18 protein-coding genes are annotated in these 18,825 nt (G+C 60.9%); all 18 read left to right on the plus strand.

Features of this window, described 5'->3' with window-relative positions:
- The first annotated feature begins 243 nt into the window (after positions 1-243).
- The 18 genes from GH983_RS06535 to GH983_RS06620 all read left to right on the plus strand — a co-directional run bounded on the left by GH983_RS06535 (position 244) and on the right by GH983_RS06620 (position 18,815).
- Complete coding sequence (locus GH983_RS06535) at positions 244-609, plus strand: NADH-quinone oxidoreductase subunit A (RefSeq protein WP_069043838.1); 366 nt, start codon at positions 244-246, stop codon at positions 607-609.
- Entirely contained in the window at positions 600-1,181 is a 582-nt protein-coding gene (locus GH983_RS06540) for an NADH-quinone oxidoreductase subunit B family protein (protein WP_054150616.1), read from the plus strand. The genes GH983_RS06535 and GH983_RS06540 overlap by 10 nt, the downstream gene beginning before the upstream one ends.
- 18 nt (positions 1,182-1,199) lie before the next feature.
- On the plus strand, positions 1,200-1,802 hold the full coding sequence (locus GH983_RS06545) for an NADH-quinone oxidoreductase subunit C (protein WP_069041635.1): 603 nt from the start codon (positions 1,200-1,202) through the stop codon (positions 1,800-1,802).
- 17 nt (positions 1,803-1,819) lie between these two features.
- On the plus strand, positions 1,820-3,010 hold the full coding sequence (locus GH983_RS06550; protein ID WP_054150618.1) for an NADH-quinone oxidoreductase subunit D: 1,191 nt from the start codon (positions 1,820-1,822) through the stop codon (positions 3,008-3,010).
- The gene (locus GH983_RS06555; RefSeq protein WP_054150619.1) at positions 3,010-3,252 is read left to right on the plus strand and encodes a hypothetical protein; all 243 of its coding nucleotides are present in this window, start codon (positions 3,010-3,012) and stop codon (positions 3,250-3,252) included. Before GH983_RS06550 ends, GH983_RS06555 begins: the two co-directional genes overlap by 1 nt.
- Before the next feature lie 18 nt (positions 3,253-3,270).
- On the plus strand, positions 3,271-4,392 hold the full coding sequence (locus tag GH983_RS06560) for an NADH-quinone oxidoreductase subunit E (RefSeq protein ID WP_153761977.1): 1,122 nt from the start codon (positions 3,271-3,273) through the stop codon (positions 4,390-4,392).
- A gap of 11 nt (positions 4,393-4,403) precedes the next feature.
- Complete coding sequence (nuoF, locus tag GH983_RS06565) at positions 4,404-5,708, plus strand: NADH-quinone oxidoreductase subunit NuoF (protein ID WP_006727574.1); 1,305 nt, start codon at positions 4,404-4,406, stop codon at positions 5,706-5,708.
- Between the two features lie 12 nt (positions 5,709-5,720).
- On the plus strand, positions 5,721-6,476 hold the full coding sequence (locus tag GH983_RS06570) for a 5' DNA nuclease (protein WP_153761978.1): 756 nt from the start codon (positions 5,721-5,723) through the stop codon (positions 6,474-6,476).
- A gap of 142 nt (positions 6,477-6,618) precedes the next feature.
- Entirely contained in the window at positions 6,619-8,700 is a 2,082-nt protein-coding gene (gene nuoG, locus GH983_RS06575) for an NADH-quinone oxidoreductase subunit NuoG (protein WP_153761979.1), read from the plus strand.
- Between the two features lie 12 nt (positions 8,701-8,712).
- On the plus strand, positions 8,713-9,756 hold the full coding sequence (gene nuoH, locus GH983_RS06580; protein WP_054150624.1) for an NADH-quinone oxidoreductase subunit NuoH: 1,044 nt from the start codon (positions 8,713-8,715) through the stop codon (positions 9,754-9,756).
- Between the two features lie 39 nt (positions 9,757-9,795).
- Entirely contained in the window at positions 9,796-10,284 is a 489-nt protein-coding gene (gene nuoI / locus GH983_RS06585; RefSeq protein ID WP_054150625.1) for an NADH-quinone oxidoreductase subunit NuoI, read from the plus strand.
- Positions 10,285-10,435: 151 nt separating this feature from the next.
- Positions 10,436-11,050: an NADH-quinone oxidoreductase subunit J gene (locus GH983_RS06590; protein ID WP_054150626.1), complete on the plus strand. Its 615-nt coding sequence runs from the start codon at positions 10,436-10,438 to the stop codon at positions 11,048-11,050.
- 29 nt (positions 11,051-11,079) lie between these two features.
- Complete coding sequence (gene nuoK, locus GH983_RS06595; RefSeq protein ID WP_054150627.1) at positions 11,080-11,388, plus strand: NADH-quinone oxidoreductase subunit NuoK; 309 nt, start codon at positions 11,080-11,082, stop codon at positions 11,386-11,388.
- 7 nt (positions 11,389-11,395) lie between these two features.
- On the plus strand, positions 11,396-13,390 hold the full coding sequence (gene nuoL, locus GH983_RS06600; RefSeq protein WP_153761980.1) for an NADH-quinone oxidoreductase subunit L: 1,995 nt from the start codon (positions 11,396-11,398) through the stop codon (positions 13,388-13,390).
- On the plus strand, positions 13,390-14,901 hold the full coding sequence (locus GH983_RS06605) for an NADH-quinone oxidoreductase subunit M (RefSeq protein WP_069041628.1): 1,512 nt from the start codon (positions 13,390-13,392) through the stop codon (positions 14,899-14,901). The genes nuoL and GH983_RS06605 overlap by 1 nt, the downstream gene beginning before the upstream one ends.
- Before the next feature lie 18 nt (positions 14,902-14,919).
- Positions 14,920-16,365, plus strand: a complete 1,446-nt coding sequence (nuoN, locus tag GH983_RS06610; RefSeq protein ID WP_054150630.1) for an NADH-quinone oxidoreductase subunit NuoN — start codon at positions 14,920-14,922, stop codon at positions 16,363-16,365.
- Entirely contained in the window at positions 16,362-17,129 is a 768-nt protein-coding gene (locus GH983_RS06615; protein ID WP_153761981.1) for a biotin--[acetyl-CoA-carboxylase] ligase, read from the plus strand. The genes nuoN and GH983_RS06615 overlap by 4 nt, the downstream gene beginning before the upstream one ends.
- Positions 17,130-17,147: 18 nt before the next feature.
- Positions 17,148-18,815: a ribonuclease J gene (locus GH983_RS06620; protein WP_069041626.1), complete on the plus strand. Its 1,668-nt coding sequence runs from the start codon at positions 17,148-17,150 to the stop codon at positions 18,813-18,815.
- Positions 18,816-18,825: the final 10 nt, after the last annotated feature.

Genomic DNA, 18,825 nt, shown 5'->3' on the forward strand with positions numbered 1-18,825 from the left:
TGTGATGTGTTGAGCCTGCCTTGCAGGCTCGGTGTGTTGCGTCTTTTTGCACTGCACGCGCGATTGCGCGAGACATGCATTTTACCCGCTGGTAAGGTGCGATCCGGTATCGGGTGAAAAGGCTTTGGTTGGACTTGCGCTGGGTGGCTGCCTGCGCTAACCACGGCGCGTTGCAACTCTCTTTACGGCTTGTCGCCTCCGCCCTAAATGCCATCAGGCATGCGAGACAAGCAGGGTGATATGATGACTGATCTGCTCAGTTCTTACCTTCCGATCGCCATCTTTATCGGCATATCCTTGATCATCGGTATTGCGCTCCTGGTGGCGCCGTTTGCCGTTGCCTACAAGGCGCCCGATTCGGAGAAGCTGTCGGCCTATGAGTGCGGCTTCAACGCGTTCGATGATGCCCGCATGAAGTTCGACATCCGATTCTACCTGGTGTCGATCCTCTTCATCATCTTCGACCTCGAAGTCGCCTTCCTGTTCCCCTGGGCAGTATCTTTCGGTGAGATCGGCTGGTTCGGCTTCTGGTCGATGATGGTTTTCCTCGGTGTTCTCACCGTCGGCTTTATCTATGAATGGAAGAAGGGGGCGCTCGAATGGGAGTGATCCAGTCCGATACGACGATGATTGCGCCGCAGGCAAAGGGCATCATCGATCCCAACACCGGCAAGCCGATCGGCGCCGATGACCGCTTCTTCGGCGAGATCAACAACGAGCTCGCCGACAAGGGCTTCCTGGTTACCTCGACCGACGAGCTGATCAACTGGGCCCGTACCGGCTCGCTGATGTGGATGACCTTCGGTCTCGCCTGCTGCGCCGTCGAAATGATGCAGCTGTCGATGCCGCGTTACGACGCCGAGCGCTTCGGCTTTGCACCGCGTGCTTCACCGCGCCAGTCTGACGTCATGATCGTCGCCGGCACGCTGACCAACAAGATGGCGCCCGCACTCCGCAAGGTCTATGACCAGATGCCGGAACCGCGTTACGTGATCTCGATGGGCTCCTGCGCCAATGGCGGCGGCTACTACCATTACTCCTATTCCGTCGTGCGCGGCTGCGATCGCGTCGTGCCGGTTGATATCTACGTGCCGGGCTGTCCCCCCACGGCAGAAGCTCTGCTTTACGGTGTGATGCTCCTGCAGAAGAAGATCCGGCGCACGGGCACGATCGAGCGGTAAGGCGAAGGGACTGAAAACATGAGTGAAGCCCTGAACGAGCTCGCTTCCTACCTCGCAGAAGTCCGCGGTGCGCTGATTTCGTCGAGCGACATCAGCTTCGGCGAACTGACGCTGACGGCGAAGTCGGAAAACCTGATTCCGCTCCTGACCTTCCTGCGTGACGACGTCCAGTGCGGCTTCGTCAACCTGATCGACATCTGCGGCGTCGACTACCCGAAGCGCGAAGACCGCTTCGACGTGGTTTACCACCTGCTCTCGCCGCGTCAGAACCTGCGCATCCGCATCAAGGTCGCAACCGGCGAGTTCAAGCCGGTCCCGTCGGCCTGTCCGGTCTTTGCCGGCGCCGACTGGTTCGAACGCGAAGCCTGGGACATGTACGGCATCCTGTTCACCGATCACCCGGACTTGCGCCGTATCCTGACAGACTATGGTTTCGAGGGGCATCCGCTGCGCAAGGACTTCCCCACGACCGGTTTCGTCGAGGTTCGCTACGACGACAGCGCCAAGCGCGTCGTCTACGAGCCCGTCGAGCTCAAGCAGGAATTCCGCAATTTCGACTTCCTCTCGCCCTGGGAAGGCACGGATTACGTGCTGCCCGGCGATGAAAAAGCGGCCAAGTGAGCGGAAGGGCAGAGACCATGAACGAACACAACGTCCGCAACTTCAATATCAACTTCGGCCCGCAGCACCCGGCGGCGCACGGCGTTCTTCGCCTCGTGCTTGAGCTGGACGGTGAAATCGTCGAGCGCGTCGACCCGCATATCGGCCTGCTGCATCGTGGCACCGAGAAGCTGATTGAGACCAAGACCTATCTGCAGGCGCTGCCCTATTTCGATCGCCTCGACTATGTCGCGCCGATGAACCAGGAACATGCCTATTCGCTGGCCGTCGAAAAGCTGCTCGACATCCAGATTCCGATCCGTGGTCAGCTGATCCGCGTTCTCTATTCGGAAATCGGTCGTATTCTCTCGCACCTCCTCAACGTCACCACGCAGGCCATGGACGTTGGTGCGCTGACGCCGCCGCTCTGGGGCTTTGAAGAGCGCGAAAAGCTGATGGTGTTCTATGAGCGCGCCTCCGGCGCCCGCATGCATGCCGCTTACGTCCGTCCCGGTGGCGTGCATCAGGATCTGCCGCATCAGCTGGTCGAGGATATCGGCAAGTGGTGCGACCAGTTCCCGGAAAAGCTCGATGACATCGACGACCTTCTGACCGGCAACCGCATCTTCAAGCAGCGCAACGTCGACATCGGCGTCGTCAGCCTCGATGATTGCTGGGCCTGGGGCTTCTCGGGCGTCATGGTCCGCGGTTCGGGCGCTGCCTGGGACCTGCGCAAGTCGCAGCCTTACGAGTGCTACTCCGATCTCGACTTCGACATCATGGTCGGCAAGAACGGTGACTGCTACGACCGTTACCTGATCCGCATGTTCGAAATGCGCGAGTCGGTGAAGATCATGAAGCAGTGCGTCAACCGTCTGCTGGGCGATGCCAAGACCGGCCCGGTCTCATCGCTCGACGGCAAAGTCGTTCCGCCGAAGCGTGGCGAGATGAAGCGGTCGATGGAAGGCCTGATCCACCACTTCAAGCTCTACACCGAAGGCTATCACGTACCGGCCGGTGAGGTTTATGCCGCTGTCGAAGCCCCCAAGGGCGAGTTCGGCGTGTTCCTCGTCTCCGACGGCACCAACAAGCCCTATCGCTGCAAGATCCGCGCCCCGGGTTATGCGCATCTGCAGGCCATGGATTTCCTGTGCCGCGGCCACCAGCTGGCCGACGTCTCGGCGATCCTCGGCTCGCTCGACATCGTGTTCGGGGAAGTAGACCGCTGATGCTTAAGACCCTCGCGGCATTGCTGATCTGTCTCGGCGCCACCCAGGCGGTGGCTCAGGAGAACAGTGCTGTATCGTCGAGGGAAACAGTGTCGATGGCCAAGCTGATCCGGGATGGATACGAGATCAAGAGCTCCAGCTGGACCGGCTCGAAGCTCTTCGTATTCCTTCAGAAAGACAATTCGGCCTATGCCTGCGAATTCGCCAATGTGACGAATACGCGGTGTGGTTCCATAAACTGAGACAAGGCGTGAGGAAGTATGTCCGTTCGTCGACTAGCCGAAGAGCAATTCCAGCCCGCAGCATTCTCGTTCTCCGCGGAGAATGCGATCTGGGCTGAAGCCACCATTCGCAAGTATCCGGCGGGGCGCCAGCAATCGGCGGTCATTCCGCTTTTGATGCGCGCACAGGAACAGGAAGGCTGGGTCACCAAGGCTGCGATCGAGTATGTCGGCCAAATGCTCGACATGCCCTTCATTCGGGTCCTCGAAGTCGCGACATTCTACACCCAGTTCCAGCTGAAGCCTGTTGGTACGCGCGCCCATATCCAGGTCTGCGGCACGACACCCTGCATGCTGCGGGGGGCGGAAGACCTCATTCACGTCTGCAAGTCGAAGATCCACCCGGAGCCCTTCGAACGCAACGAAGACGGCACCTTGTCCTGGGAAGAAGTCGAGTGTCAGGGCGCCTGCGTCAATGCGCCGATGGTGATGATCTTCAAGGATGCCTATGAAGACCTGACCGTGACCCAGCTCGAGCACATCATCGATCGGTTCGCCGCCGGCAAGGGTTCCGACGTCAAGCCTGGCCCGCAGGTTGATCGCATTTTCTCGGCGCCTGTCGGTGGTCCGACCACCCTGACCGGTGACATCCAGCCGATCCGCTTCAACGATACGGCCCCGGCACAGACCGAGGAAGTGTCCGTACCGCCCGCCAACGCCGCGAAACCGGTTACGGATGCGCCGGTGACGGACGAGAAGCTCAAGACCCCGGCAACTGCCAAAAAGGCTGCTGCCGAGAACGTCAAGCAGAAGGGCGATTCTGCCGATACGGCCCGCCCGGTCGAGAAGGAAGTCGCTCCGGCTCCCGCCGCGGTCATGGACGAGAAGAACCGTCCGGCCGGCATCGAGCGCCCGGAAACGCCTGACGACCTGAAGATGATCTCGGGCGTCGGCCCGAAGATCGAAGCGACACTGAACGGCCTCGGCGTCTACACGTTCGATCAGGTCGCCAAGTGGAAGAAGGCAGAGCGCGAGTGGGTCGACACCTATCTCAAGTTCTCCGGCCGTATCGAGCGGGACGACTGGGTCAAGCAGGCCAAGGCGCTCGCCAAGGGCGGCGAAGCGGAATACATCAAGGTCTTCGGCAAGAAGCCGCGCTGAGAGGTTAGGGTATGTTGAGAGATCAGGATCGCATCTTTACCAATATCTACGGCCTCAAGGACAAGTCCCTGAAGGGCGCGATGTCCCGCGGCCATTGGGACGGCACCAAGCAAATCCTTGAAAAGGGTCGTGACTGGATCATCAACGAGATGAAGGCCTCGGGTCTTCGCGGTCGCGGCGGCGCAGGCTTCCCCACCGGTCTCAAGTGGTCCTTCATGCCGAAGGAATCGGACGGCCGTCCGCACTATCTCGTCGTCAATGCGGATGAGTCGGAACCTGGCACCTGCAAGGACCGCGAGATCATGCGCCATGATCCGCACACCCTGATCGAAGGCTGCGTCATCGCTTCCTTCGCCATGGGCGCGCATCATGCCTTCATCTATGTTCGCGGCGAGTTCATGCGCGAGCGCGAAGCCCTGCAGGCTGCGATCGACGAGTGCTACGACTACGGCCTGCTCGGCAAGAACAACAAGCTCGGCTACGACATCGATATCGTCGTCCACCACGGCGCCGGCGCCTATATCTGCGGCGAAGAAACCGCACTTCTGGAAAGCCTTGAAGGCAAAAAGGGCCAGCCGCGCCTGAAGCCGCCATTCCCGGCGAACATGGGCCTCTACGGCTGCCCGACCACGGTCAACAACGTCGAATCGATCGCCGTTGCCCCGACCATCCTGCGTCGCGGCGCGTCCTGGTATTCGAGCTTTGGCCGTCCGAACAATGCCGGCACCAAGCTGTTCTCGATCTCCGGTCACGTCAACAAGCCGTGCACGGTCGAAGAAGCCATGTCGATCACCTTCCAGGAGCTGATCGAAAAGCACTGTGGCGGCATCCGCGGCGGCTGGGACAACCTGCTCGCCGTCATCCCGGGCGGCTCCTCGGTACCTTGCGTACCGGGCGCCCAGATGAAGGACGCGATCATGGACTATGACGGTTTGCGTGAGCTGGGCTCCGGCCTCGGCACCGCCGCTGTCATCGTCATGGACAAGTCGACCGACATCGTGAAGGCCATCTGGCGCCTCTCGGCATTCTACAAGCACGAGAGCTGCGGCCAGTGCACGCCATGCCGCGAAGGCACAGGCTGGATGATGCGCGTCATGGAACGCATGGTGAAGGGCAATGCCCAGAAGCGTGAAATCGACATGCTCTTCCAGGTGACGAAGCAGGTGGAAGGCCACACCATCTGTGCGCTTGGAGATGCCGCCGCCTGGCCGATCCAGGGCCTGATCAAGCATTTCCGTCCGGAGATGGAAAAGCGCATCGACCAGTACACCCGCAACGCGATCGCCCATGGCGTGGTCATGGAAGCGGCAGAGTAAGGGACAAAGGGGATGACAGGCTCTTCGGACAAGGACGGGAAAAAGGGGCCGGACGAACCGGCATCTGACGCTCGCGCCTCCGAAGGCCTTGAGGACCTGATGACCAATCCGGCGGCCGCCATGGCCGCCGCAACCGCCTTCGGCTTCGGCATGGCGGCGCAGATGGGCAAGCTCTTCCTTGGCTCCATTCAGGGCGCCATGGAAGTAACCGGCCAGATTGCGCGGCAACTGGAAGAAGAGCGCAAGGCGGCGGAGGCGAAGCCGGCAGCTGAGGCTGAGACGAAGGTCGAGGCCCCGGTCGAAAAGGTTGAACCTGAGCCGACCCCGGCCAAGGTGACGGCGGAAAAGCCGGTTCTGGCGAAGGCGAAGGCCAAGGCCGCAGCCCCGGTGAAAGCCAAGGCTGAAAAGCAGAAGCCTGCACCGAAGGCCAAGGCGGCTGCAAAGCCGGCCGTTGGAACAAAGGCAAAGGCCGCAGCACAAGCGAAGGCTCTGCCGGATGCAAAGGTCGAGCCCGCCGCGCCGGCTGTGAGGCCGAGGAAGGCCAGCGGCAAGGCCGACGATCTGAAGAAGATCGATGGCATCGGGCCGAAGGTCGAGCAGGTCCTGAAGGGCAGGGGGATTACCCGCTTCAAGGACCTCGCTGAGATGAATGAGAAGGCGCTTGATGCGCTGGACAAGGAATTGGGTCTCGGCGGCCGCGTGCTGCGAGACGACTGGGCAGGCCAGGCGCGCCGGTTGGCGGGTGGCAAGGCTCGGTCAGGCAGTTAAGATTAAGGTTCGGCCGCGCGGGGGCGATGCGCCGGACTTGAGGGATAAAACCGGCAGTTTTCATCCGGTGCGGACGAAGACTGTCAGTCGCGGCAGGAATGCCCCGGCAGGATGCGCGGAAGCGTGAGGCAGGAAGGCGAATATGACTAAGCTGAAGATCGACGGAAAAGAGATCGAGGTTCCGGATCATTTCACGCTGTTGCAGGCGTGCGAGGAAGCTGGCGCCGAGGTTCCGCGCTTTTGTTTCCATGAACGGCTGTCGGTTGCCGGCAACTGCCGCATGTGCCTCGTCGAGGTGAAGGGTGGCCCGCCGAAGCCGGCAGCCTCCTGCGCCATGGGCGTGCGCGACATCCGTGGCGGCCCGAACGGCGAACTGCCGGAAGTTTACACCAATACGCCGATGGTCAAAAAGGCCCGCGAAGGCGTGATGGAATTCCTGCTGATCAACCATCCGCTGGATTGCCCGATCTGCGACCAGGGTGGCGAATGCGACCTGCAGGACCAGGCCATGGCGTTTGGTATCGATAGCTCGCGCTACACCGAGAACAAGCGCGCTGTCGAAGACAAGTATATCGGACCGTTGGTCAAGACCGTGATGAACCGCTGCATTCACTGCACGCGCTGCGTCCGCTTCACCACCGAAGTCGCCGGCATTGCCGAACTCGGCCTGATCGGCCGTGGCGAGGACGCCGAGATCACCACCTATCTCGAGCAGGCGATGACGTCGGAGCTCCAGGGCAATGTCGTCGACCTCTGCCCGGTCGGCGCGCTGACCTCCAAGCCCTTCGCCTTCACGGCTCGTCCCTGGGAACTGAACAAAACCGAATCGGTCGACGTCATGGACGCGCTCGGCTCCGCCATCCGCGTCGATACGCGTGGTCGCGAAGTCATGCGCATCATGCCGCGCGTCAACGAGCAGATCAACGAAGAGTGGATCTCCGACAAGACCCGCTTCATCTGGGATGGCCTGAAGACCCAGCGTCTCGACCGCCCCTATGTCAAGAAGGATGGCCGTCTGCAGCCCGCCAGCTGGGCCGAAGCCTTTGCCGCGATCAAGTCGGCCGTTGCCTCGACCTCCGCTGACAAGATCGGCGCTGTCGCCGGTGACCTCGCTTCCGTCGAGGAAATCTTCGCGCTGAAGTCGCTCGTCAACGCACTCGGGTCCTCGAATACCGACTGTCGCCAGGATGGGACGGCAATTGATCCGTCGCTCGGCCGCTCGACCTACCTCTTCAACGCCGGCATCGAAGGTATTGAAGCCGCAGACGCAATCCTGATCGTCGGCGCCAACCCGCGCTACGAAGCGGCTGTCTTGAACGCCCGTATTCGCAAGCGCTGGCGCCGCGGCGGTCTGCCGATCGGCGTGATCGGCGAAGGCGGTGAGCTGCGTTACCCGTATGAGTATCTCGGTGCTGGCACCGAGACGCTGTCTGACCTCGTTTCTGGCAAGAACAACTTCGCTGAAGCTCTGAAGGCCGCAAAGAACCCGCTTGTTATCATCGGCCAGGGTGCGCTTTCGGGCGCCGACGGCAACGCCGTTCTGGCAAACGCCGCAAAGCTCGCTGCCGATGTCGGCGCGCTCTCCGACGAATGGAACGGCTTCTGCGTCCTGCACACCGCAGCCTCGCGCGTCGGCGCTCTCGACCTCGGCTTCGTGCCGGGCGAAGGGGCTGTTGCCGCCGGTCAGATGCTGTCCTCGCTCGACGTCGTCTTCCTGCTCGGCGCCGACGAGATCGATTTCTCGGCCAAGACTGCGAAGTGCGTGGTCTATATCGGCAGCCATGGCGACAACGGCGCACACTATGCCGACGTCATCCTGCCGGGCGCGACCTACACCGAGAAGTCGGGGACCTGGGTCAATACCGAAGGCCGCGTCCAGATGGGCAACCGCGCCGGCTTCGCGCCGGGCGAGGCCCGCGAAGACTGGGCGATCCTGCGTGCACTCTCCGACGTGCTTGGCAAGAAGCTGCCCTTTGATTCGCTGTCGCAGCTGCGCGTGAAGCTTTATGAAGCCTACCCGCATTTCGCCGAGATCGACGAGATCGCACCGGGCTCTTCGGCCGATATTGCTGCACTGGCGAAAAAACCCGGGAAGATGGGCAAGTCTCTGTTTGCGTCGCCGGTCAAAGACTTCTATTTGACGAACCCGATCGCACGCGCTTCGGCCGTCATGGCAGAGTGCTCGGCATTGGCCCGCAACAATTTCAAGGCCGCGGCAGAGTAAGGGCAGGGGACCATGGATAATTTCGTTTCCACCTATGTGTGGCCGGCGGCCATCATGATCGGGCAGTCGCTTCTTCTGCTCGTCTGCCTGCTCGTCTTCATCGCCTACATCCTGCTCGCAGACCGCAAGATCTGGGCTGCCGTTCAGCTGCGTCGCGGCCCGAACGTCGTCGGCCCCTGGGGTCTCTTCCAGTCCTTCGCCGACCTTCTGAAGTTCGTCTTCAAGGAGCCGGTCATTCCGGCCGGCGCCAACAAGGGCGTCTTCCTGCTCGCCCCGCTCGTTGCCGTGACGCTCGCGCTCGCAACCTGGGCCGTCATTCCGGTCAACGCCGGATGGGTGATCGCCAACATCAATGTCGGCATCCTCTTCGTCTTTGCGGTCTCCTCGCTCGAAGTCTACGGCATCATCATGGGTGGCTGGGCGTCGAACTCGAAGTACCCGTTCCTCGGCGCGCTTCGCTCGGCAGCGCAGATGGTCTCCTATGAAGTCTCGATGGGCTTCGTCATCGTCACCGTTCTGCTCTGCGTCGGTTCGCTGAACCTCACCGACATCGTGCTTGCCCAGAACACCGGTCTCGGCACGATGATGGGTCTTCCGGCGTCCTTCCTCGACTGGCACTGGCTGGCACTCTTCCCGATGTTCGTGATCTTTTTCATCTCGGCATTGGCAGAAACCAACCGTCCGCCCTTCGACCTTCCGGAAGCCGAATCCGAACTCGTCGCCGGCTTCATGGTCGAATACGGCTCGACCCCGTACATGATGTTCATGCTCGGCGAATATGCCGCCATCGTCCTGATGTGCTCGCTGACCACGATCCTCTTCCTCGGGGGCTGGCTGCCGCCGGTCGACGTCTGGTTCCTGAACTGGGTCCCCGGCATCGTCTGGTTCGTGCTGAAGGCGTCAATGGTCTTCTTCATGTTCGCCATGGTGAAGGCATTCGTTCCGCGCTACCGCTATGACCAGCTGATGCGTCTTGGCTGGAAGGTCTTCCTTCCGATCTCGCTCGCCATGGTCATAATCACGGCATTCGTGCTCAAGCTGATGGGTTGGGCGTGATGACGCCCTGCCGCAACCTCAGCTGCATTGGAGAATAAGATGGCAATTGCACAGGCTATCAATTCGGTCTTCCTGAAGGAGTTCGTCGGCGCTTTCTTTCTGTCGATGCGCTACTTCTTCAAGCAGAAGGCAACGATCAATTACCCGTTCGAAAAGGGCCCGGTATCGGCGCGCTTCCGCGGCGAGCATGCGCTGCGCCGCTATCCGAACGGCGAAGAGCGCTGCATCGCCTGCAAGCTATGCGAGGCGATCTGTCCTGCCCAGGCCATCACCATCGAGGCCGGGCCACGCCGAAATGACGGCACTCGCCGCACGGTGCGTTACGACATCGACATGGTGAAGTGCATCTATTGCGGTTTCTGCCAGGAAGCCTGCCCGGTCGACGCGATCGTCGAGGGACCGAACTTCGAGTTCGCCACCGAGACCCGCGAAGAACTTTACTTCGACAAGGCGCGCCTGCTCGACAACGGCGACCGCTGGGAACGGGAAATCGCGCGCAACATCGCGATCGACTCGCCCTACCGCTGATCCCTTGGGATCGATCGCCTTGGGCGGAGCGCGGGGCTTCGCCGGGGCACATGATGAATTTTGTAACGGGCGTGCCGATGGGGATATCGGTCACGCCTTATCGGGCGGCGGGGCAGGGCCCTCGTCCGGGGGAAGATGAAAAGGCACCAACATGGGTCTTCAGGCTCTCTTTTTCTATCTCTTCGCCTTTGTCGCTGTGGCTTCGGCCTTCATGGTGATATCGGCTCGGAACCCGGTCCATTCGGTCCTGTTCCTCATTCTGACCTTCATCAACGCGGCGGGTCTTCTGCTCCTCACGGGGGCTGAATTCCTGGCGATGATCCTGCTGGTCGTCTATGTCGGCGCGGTCGCGGTTCTCTTCCTCTTCGTCGTGATGATGCTCGACATCGACTTCACGGAACTGAGGGCAGGGGCTGCGAAATACGCACCGGTTGGCGCGCTCGTCGGCCTCATCGTTGCGGTCGAACTTGTCGTCGTCATCGGCGGAACCACGATCAGCCCGGAAGCCCTGAACGCGATCACCCAGCCTATTCCCGCTGTGGCAGACCGCCAGAATACCCAGGCGCTTGGCGACGTGCTCTACACGGACTACGTCTTCTTCTTCCAGATCGCCGGTCTCGTCCTGTTCGTCGCCATGATCGGCGCGATCGTGCTGACGCTGCGCCACCGCACCAACATCAAGCGCCAGGACATCTCCGCCCAGGTCGCCCGCACGCCGGAAACCGCCGTCAAGGTGGTCAAGGTCAAGCCGGGCCAGGGCGTCTGAGCCGAGCACGAGGTCAAGGAACAAGAATTATGGAAATCGGTCTTTCCCACTACCTGACAGTCAGTGCCCTGCTATTCACCCTGGGCGTCTTCGGCATCTTCCTGAACCGCAAGAACATCATCGTCATCCTGATGTCGATCGAACTGATCCTGCTCGCTGTGAACATCAACATGGTGGCCTTCTCGAGCTTCCTCGGCGACCTCGTCGGCCAGGTCTTCGCGCTGTTTATCCTGACGGTCGCGGCCGCCGAAGCGGCCATCGGTCTCGCGATCCTGGTGGTCTTCTACCGTAATCGCGGCTCCATCGCCGTCGAAGACGTCAACATGATGAAGGGCTGATCGGGTCATGATCTACAAGGCTATCGTCTTTCTCCCCCTGATCGGCTTCCTGATCGCCGGCTTGCTTGGCCGCCAGATCGGCGCCAAGGCGTCGGAATACATCACCACGGGTCTGATGATCATCGTGGCGATCCTCTCCTGGATCGTGTTCTTCAACGTTGCGATGAGCCACGAGGCCCACGAGGTCATCAAGGTGCCCGTGATGCGCTGGATCCAGTCCGGCGGCATCGACGTCGAATGGGCCTTCCGCATCGATACCCTGACGGCTGTGATGTTCGTAGTGGTCAACTCGGTGTCGTGCCTCGTGCACCTCTACTCGATCGGCTACATGCATCACGACCCGCATCGGCCGCGTTTCTTCGCCTATCTGTCGCTCTTCACCTTCGCGATGCTGATGCTCATCACGTCGGACAACCTGCTGCAGATGTTCTTCGGCTGGGAAGGCGTGGGTCTTGCGTCCTATCTGCTGATCGGCTTCTGGTACAAGAAGCCGTCCGCTTCCGCCGCTGCCATGAAGGCGTTCATCGTCAACCGCGTCGGTGACTTTGGCTTCATCCTCGGCATCTCGGCGCTCTTCGTGATGTTCGGCTCGATCAACCTCGAGACGATCTTCGCCTCGGCCCAGTCCTATCTCCCGACCGATCCTGCAGCGTCGCCCGAAGTCGTGCTGAACCTCTTCGGCATGCAGCTTGACCGTAGCCATGCGCTGACCGGCGCCTGCCTGCTGCTCTTCATGGGCGCGATGGGTAAGTCGGCGCAGTTCCTGCTGCACACCTGGCTGCCGGACGCCATGGAAGGCCCGACCCCGGTTTCGGCGCTCATTCACGCCGCAACCATGGTCACCGCCGGCGTCTTCCTCGTCGCCCGTATGTCGCCCGTCTTCGAACTGTCGCCGGATGCGCTGACCGTCGTCACCATCGTCGGCGCAATCACGGCGTTCTTCGCGGCGACCGTCGGCCTTGTGCAGAACGACATCAAGCGCGTCATCGCCTATTCGACCTGCTCGCAGCTCGGCTACATGTTCGTGGCGCTCGGCGTCGGCGCCTATGGCGCAGCCGTCTTCCACCTCTTCACGCACGCCTTCTTCAAGGCACTCCTGTTCTTGGGCGCAGGCTCCGTCATCCACGCCGTCGATGGCGAGCAGGACATGCGCTACATGGGTGGTCTGAGGAAGCACATCCCCGTGACCTTCTGGGCCATGACGATTGGTACAATCGCTCTGACCGGCGTCGGTATCCCCGGAACCCTTATCGGTACCGCTGGCTTCTTCTCGAAGGACTACATCATCGAGTCTGCCTTCGCCTCGAGCTCGTCCGTCGGTGGTTTTGCCTTCACAATGCTGGTGATTGCGGCTCTGTTCACGAGCTTCTATTCTTGGCGCCTGGCGTTCCTGACCTTCTTCGGCAAGCCGCGTGCGTCTGCCGACGTCATGCACCATGTGCATGAAAGCCCGCAGGTGATGCTGATCCCGTTCTACCTGCTCGGTTTCGGCGCACTGTTTGCCGGCTTCATCTTCCACGACTACTTCTTCGGCCATCACTATGCCGAGTTCTGGAAGGGCGCGCTCTTCACGCTTCCGACCAACACGGTACTGGAAGAGTTCCATGACGTTCCGAAGTGGGTGAAGTGGAGCCCGTTCATTGCCATGACGCTCGGCTTCGTGACCGCCTGGTACATGTATATCAAGAACCCGTCGGCACCGAAGAAGCTCGCGGAACAGCAGTGGATGCTCTACCAGTTCCTGCTCAACAAGTGGTACTTCGACGAGCTCTACGACTTCCTCTTCGTTCGGTCCTCCAAGGCGCTCGGGCGCTTCCTCTGGAAGAAGGGTGACGTCGCCACCATCGACGCCTATGGCCCGAACGGCGTTGCCTCTGCCGTTGGCGGCCTGACCCAGAAGGTCGTCCGCCTGCAGTCGGGTTACCTCTATCACTATGCCTTCGCGATGCTCATCGGCATTGCGGCACTTGTTACCTGGATGATGCTCGGGAGCTCCCTCTGATGACCGATTGGCCCATTCTCTCGACGGTCACCTTCCTTCCTCTGGTCGGCGTGGCTCTGCTTCTGCTGACCCGGGGTGATACTTCTCTCGGCCGCCGCAACATCCTGAACGTCTCGCTGCTGACGACGGTCTTCACCTTCGTCGTGTCGCTCTTCATCTGGATCAACTTCGACAATTCGAACACCGGCTTCCAGATGGTGGAGAAGCATGCCTGGCTCGGTACCGGCATCTCCTACCACGTCGGCGTCGACGGCATCTCGATGCTGTTCGTCATCCTGACGACGCTGCTCATGCCCTTCTGCATTCTTGCGAGCTGGACCTCGGTCGAGAAGCGCCTGAAGGAATACATGATCGCCTTCCTGGTGCTCGAGACCCTGATGATCGGCGTCTTCGTGTCGCTCGACATCGTGCTCTTCTACGTCTTCTTCGAAGCCGGCCTCATCCCGATGTTCATCATCATCGGTGTCTGGGGTGGCAAGGACCGCGTCTACGCGTCCTACAAGTTCTTCCTCTACACGCTGCTCGGCTCGGTGCTGATGCTGCTCGCCATCATGGCAATGTACTGGGATGCCGGCACGACTGACATCGCAGCGCTTCTGCAGCATGATTTCCCGCCGCAGATGCAGACCTGGCTATGGCTTGCTTTCTTCGCTTCCTTCGCGGTGAAGATGCCTATGTGGCCTGTGCATACCTGGCTGCCGGATGCGCACGTTCAAGCACCGACGGCAGGCTCAGTGATCCTCGCTGGCATCCTCCTCAAGCTTGGCGGCTACGGCTTCCTGCGCTTCTCGCTGCCGATGTTCCCGCTGGCATCCGACTTCTTCGCGCCCTTCGTCTTCACGCTGTCCGTGATTGCCATCATCTACACCTCGCTGGTCGCGATGATGCAGGAAGACATGAAGAAGCTGATCGCCTATTCCTCGGTCGCGCACATGGGCTACGTCACCATGGGTATCTTCGCCGCCAACCAGCAGGGCGTCCAGGGTGCGATCTTCCAGATGATCAGCCACGGCTTCGTCTCCGGCGCGCTCTTCCTCTGCGTCGGCGTGATCTACGACCGTCTCCATACCCGCGAGATCGCGGCCTATGGCGGCCTCGTCAACAACATGCCGAAATACGCGCTCGCCTTCATGGTCTTCACCATGGCCAATGTCGGCCTGCCGGGCACCTCGGGTTTCGTCGGTGAATTCCTGACCCTGATCGGTGTCTTCCGCGTCAACACCTGGGTCGCGCTCTTTGCCGCAACCGGCGTCATCCTTTCGGCAGCCTATGCGCTCTGGCTCTATCGCCGGGTCGTCTTTGGTGCGCTCGAAAAGGAGAGCCTGAAGAGCATGCTCGACCTTTCCACCCGCGAAAAGCTGACCCTTTATCCGCTGATCGCCCTCACCATCTTCTTCGGCGTCTATCCGGCTCCCATCCTCGATGCGACCGCCGCCTCCGTCGACAATCTGGTGAACAACTACTCCGCAGCCTTGCAAGCAGCCCAGTCCCTGGCGCTGATTGCGAACTGACGACAGGATCCTTTGGACATGACCGTTGAAACTCTCATTGCTAGCCTGCATCTGGTCACGCCGGAATTGATCCTGGCTGTGGGCGCCATGGTGCTGCTCATGATCGGCGTGTTTTCGGGCGAGAAGTCGAACAGTGTTGTCACAGGACTGGCGATCGCGCTGCTGATCTTCTCGGGTGCCTGGCTGGTGTTCTCCGGCGCGGAAGGAGAGGCCTTCAATGGCGCCTACCTCGCTGACGGCTACGCCAAGTTCATGAAGATCCTCGCCCTGATCGGTTCGGTCACGGCGATGATCATGGCGGTCGGCCACGCCCGCTACGACCACCTCGACAAGTTCGAATTCCCGGTCCTTCTCGTGCTCGCGACCCTCGGCGTCATGCTGCTGATCTCGGCCAATGACCTGATCGCCCTTTATCTCGGCCTCGAACTGATGTCGCTGGCGCTCTATGTCGTCGCTGCCATCAACCGTGACAGCCTGCGTTCGACGGAAGCCGGCCTCAAGTACTTCGTGCTTGGTGCTCTCTCGTCGGGCATGCTGCTCTACGGCATGTCGCTGGTCTATGGCTTCACCGGCAATACCGGCTTCGACGAGATTGCCGCCGTTCTGTCGCAGGGCGAACCGTCGCTCGGTCTGATCTTCGGCCTTGTGTTCGTTCTCGCTGGCCTTGCCTTCAAGATCTCCGCCGTTCCGTTCCACATGTGGACGCCCGACGTCTATGAAGGCGCCCCGACCCCAGTAACAGCATTCCTGGCGGCCGCTCCGAAGATCGGTGCTATGGCGATTTTCGTACGCATCGTCATCGACGCCTTCCTGCCGATCTTCGCCGAATGGCAGCAGATTGTCGTCTTCATCGCGATTGCATCGATGGTCCTGGGTTCGGTCGCAGCCATCGGTCAGAAGAACATCAAGCGATTGATGGCCTATTCTTCCATCGGTCACATGGGCTACGCGCTGGTCGGCCTTGCCGCCGGCAATGACACCGGCGTCGCCGGCGTTCTGCTCTACATGATGATCTATCTGGTGATGACGCTCGGCACCTTTGCCTGCATCATGGCGATGCGCCAGAAGGAAGGCGGCAATGTCGAGAACATCGACGATCTCGCTGGCCTGTCGACCACGCGGCCGTTCATGGCCTTCGTGTTGACCGCGCTGATGTTCTCGCTCGCCGGCATTCCGCCGCTCGCAGGCTTCTTCGCCAAGTACTTCGTCTTCGTGGCTGCCATCGAAGCCAAGCTCTATGCGCTTGCGATCATCGGTGTTCTGGCCTCGGTCATCGGCGCCTATTACTACCTGCGAATCATCAAGGTCATGTGGTTCGACGAAGCCAAGGGTGAATTCGCCCGCACGTCGATCGAGCTGCGCCTCGTCTTCGGTCTCTCCGGCTTCTTCGTGGTCGGTTACGTCCTCTTCGGCGGTCCGCTCGGGACCGCGGCGGAAGCAGCTGCAAAGACGTTGTTTAATTGACCAGCATCGGAAGACCGCGCCGGATTTCGCTCGACGACTTCCGGCACGAATCCCTCGACGAAGTCTCGTCCACCAATACGGAAGCATTCGCCCGCGCTCGCGCGGGCGATTCCGGTTTTCTGTGGTTGACGGCCGAGCGCCAGACCGGTGGCCGCGGCCGCCGCGGCCGGCCATGGGTGTCCGAGCGTGGCAATCTCTATTCGACCCTTCTGCTGATGGATCCAGCACCGGCCGAACAACTGGGATCGCTGCCGCTTGCCGTAGCGCTGGCCGTTCATGCCGCTGTACAGGCGGTGATGCCGCCGGGCGGCGAACCCGTCGAGATCAAATGGCCGAACGACGTACTGATCGGTCGTAAGAAGACGTCAGGAATATTGCTCGAGGCGGAACGTATCGCCGATGGCCGCATGGCACTTGCCATCGGGATCGGCATCAATATCGCCCACCGCCCTGACCTGACGCTTTATCCGGTGACCTCGCTTGCCGATCAGGGCGTTTCGATTTCGCCGCCGGAGTTCTTCGCCCATCTGTTCGTCGAGATGTCAGAGGCTCTTTACGTCTGGGACGAGGGCAGGGGGATCGCCGAGATCGTGCGGCGCTGGCGTCGCGTCGCTTGTGGCATTGGCGAGAAAATTACTGTGAACCTCCCGGACCGCTCGATTTCCGGTATCTTTTCCGGAATCGATGATAAGGGAATTTTGTTGCTCGACCGGGGCTCCGACGGAATGATGTCGGTTGCCGCCGGAGATGTGTTTTTCGGGTAGACTGGATCGGAACTGAGAATGGCCAATAACGACGAACTGGTTTTCCTGCCGCTGGGCGGCGTGGGTGAAATCGGCATGAACCTCGCATTGTACGGCTATGGTCCGCCGTCCAATCGCCAGTGGATCATGGTCGACTGCGGCGTGACATTCGCCGGGCCGGATCTGCCGGGTGTCGATCTCGTACTGCCCGATATCAGTTTCATCAAGAAGCAGAAAAAGAACCTCAAGGGCATCATCATCACCCATGCCCATGAAGACCATTACGGTGCACTGAACGATCTGTGGCCAGGCCTCAATGTGCCTGTCTATGCCTCGCGCTTCACGGCCGGCATGCTCGAAGCCAAGCGCGACTATGAGGGCTCGCGCGCCGAGATCCCGATCACGCCCTTCAAGCAGGGCGACCGGATCAATGTTGGTCCGTTCGAGATCGAAGCGATTGGTGTGAACCACTCGATCCCGGAGCCGATGTCGCTCGTCATCCGCACGCCACTCGGCAATCTCATCCATACGGGTGACTGGAAGATCGACCACAATCCCTCACTCGGCCCACTGACCGACGAAGAGCGCTTCCGCGCCGTCGGCGACGAGGGCGTGCTGGCGATGTTCTGCGATTCGACCAATGCCATGCGTGATGGTGTCTCGCCCTCCGAGGAAGAGGTTTCGGCAGGTCTGCAGAAGATCATCGAGGCTGCGGAAGGCCGCGTCGCGATTACGACCTTTTCCTCGAATGTCGGTCGTATCCGCTCGATCGCCCAGGCGGCGGAAGCGGCCGGCCGCGAAGTCCTGCTGCTCGGCAGTTCGCTGAAGCGCGTAACGGCGGTCGCCGATGACATCGGCATCATGCAGGGCATCAAGCCCTTCATTGCCGAAGACGAATATGGTTTCATCCCGCGCGACAAGATCGTCGTTATCCTCACCGGTAGCCAGGGCGAGCCGCGCGCAGCACTCGCCAAGCTCTCGCGTGACGAGATGCGCAACGTGGCGCTGACGAAAGGCGACACGGTCGTGTTCTCCTCGCGCGCCATTCCAGGCAACGAGAAGGCCATCCTCGAAATCAAGAACGGTTTGATCGAGCAGGGCGTCCACATCGTCACCGACAGTGATGCACTTGTCCACGTTTCGGGCCATCCGCGCCGCAACGAACTGCTCAAGATGTACGAGTGGGTCCGTCCGCAGATCCTCGTGCCCGTTCATGGTGAGGCCGCCCATCTGGTCGCCCAGAAGGAACTGGCGCTTCAGGCCGGCATCCCGACCGTACCGCGTGTCCGCAATGGCGACATGCTGCGCATCGCGCCGGGCCCCGCCGAAGTCATCGATCAGGCACCCTTCGGCCGCGTCTACAAGGACGGCAAACTCGTCGGCGACATCGAGGAAATGGGTATCGCCGATCGCAAGAAGCTCTCCTATGTCGGCCATGTTGCCGTCAGTGTGCTTCTCGACAGTCGCTTCGATTTCCTTGGTGATCCCGATGTCGTGGCTTTCGGCCTTCCGGAAGTCGACCATGAGGGAGAACTGATGGAGGATACGCTTTACGACGCCGTTCTCGGAGCGGTGGAAAGCATTCCGCGCAGCCGTCGCAAGGATCTCGATACTGTTCGCGAGTCCATCCGCCGCGCGGTGCGCTCGACTGCCAACGAAGTCTGGGGCAAGAAGCCGATCGTCACGGTGTTCCTGACCAAAGTCTGAGGGACGAGGC

This window comes from Agrobacterium sp. MA01, from assembly GCF_009650195.1.
GTDB lineage: Bacteria > Pseudomonadota > Alphaproteobacteria > Rhizobiales > Rhizobiaceae > Allorhizobium.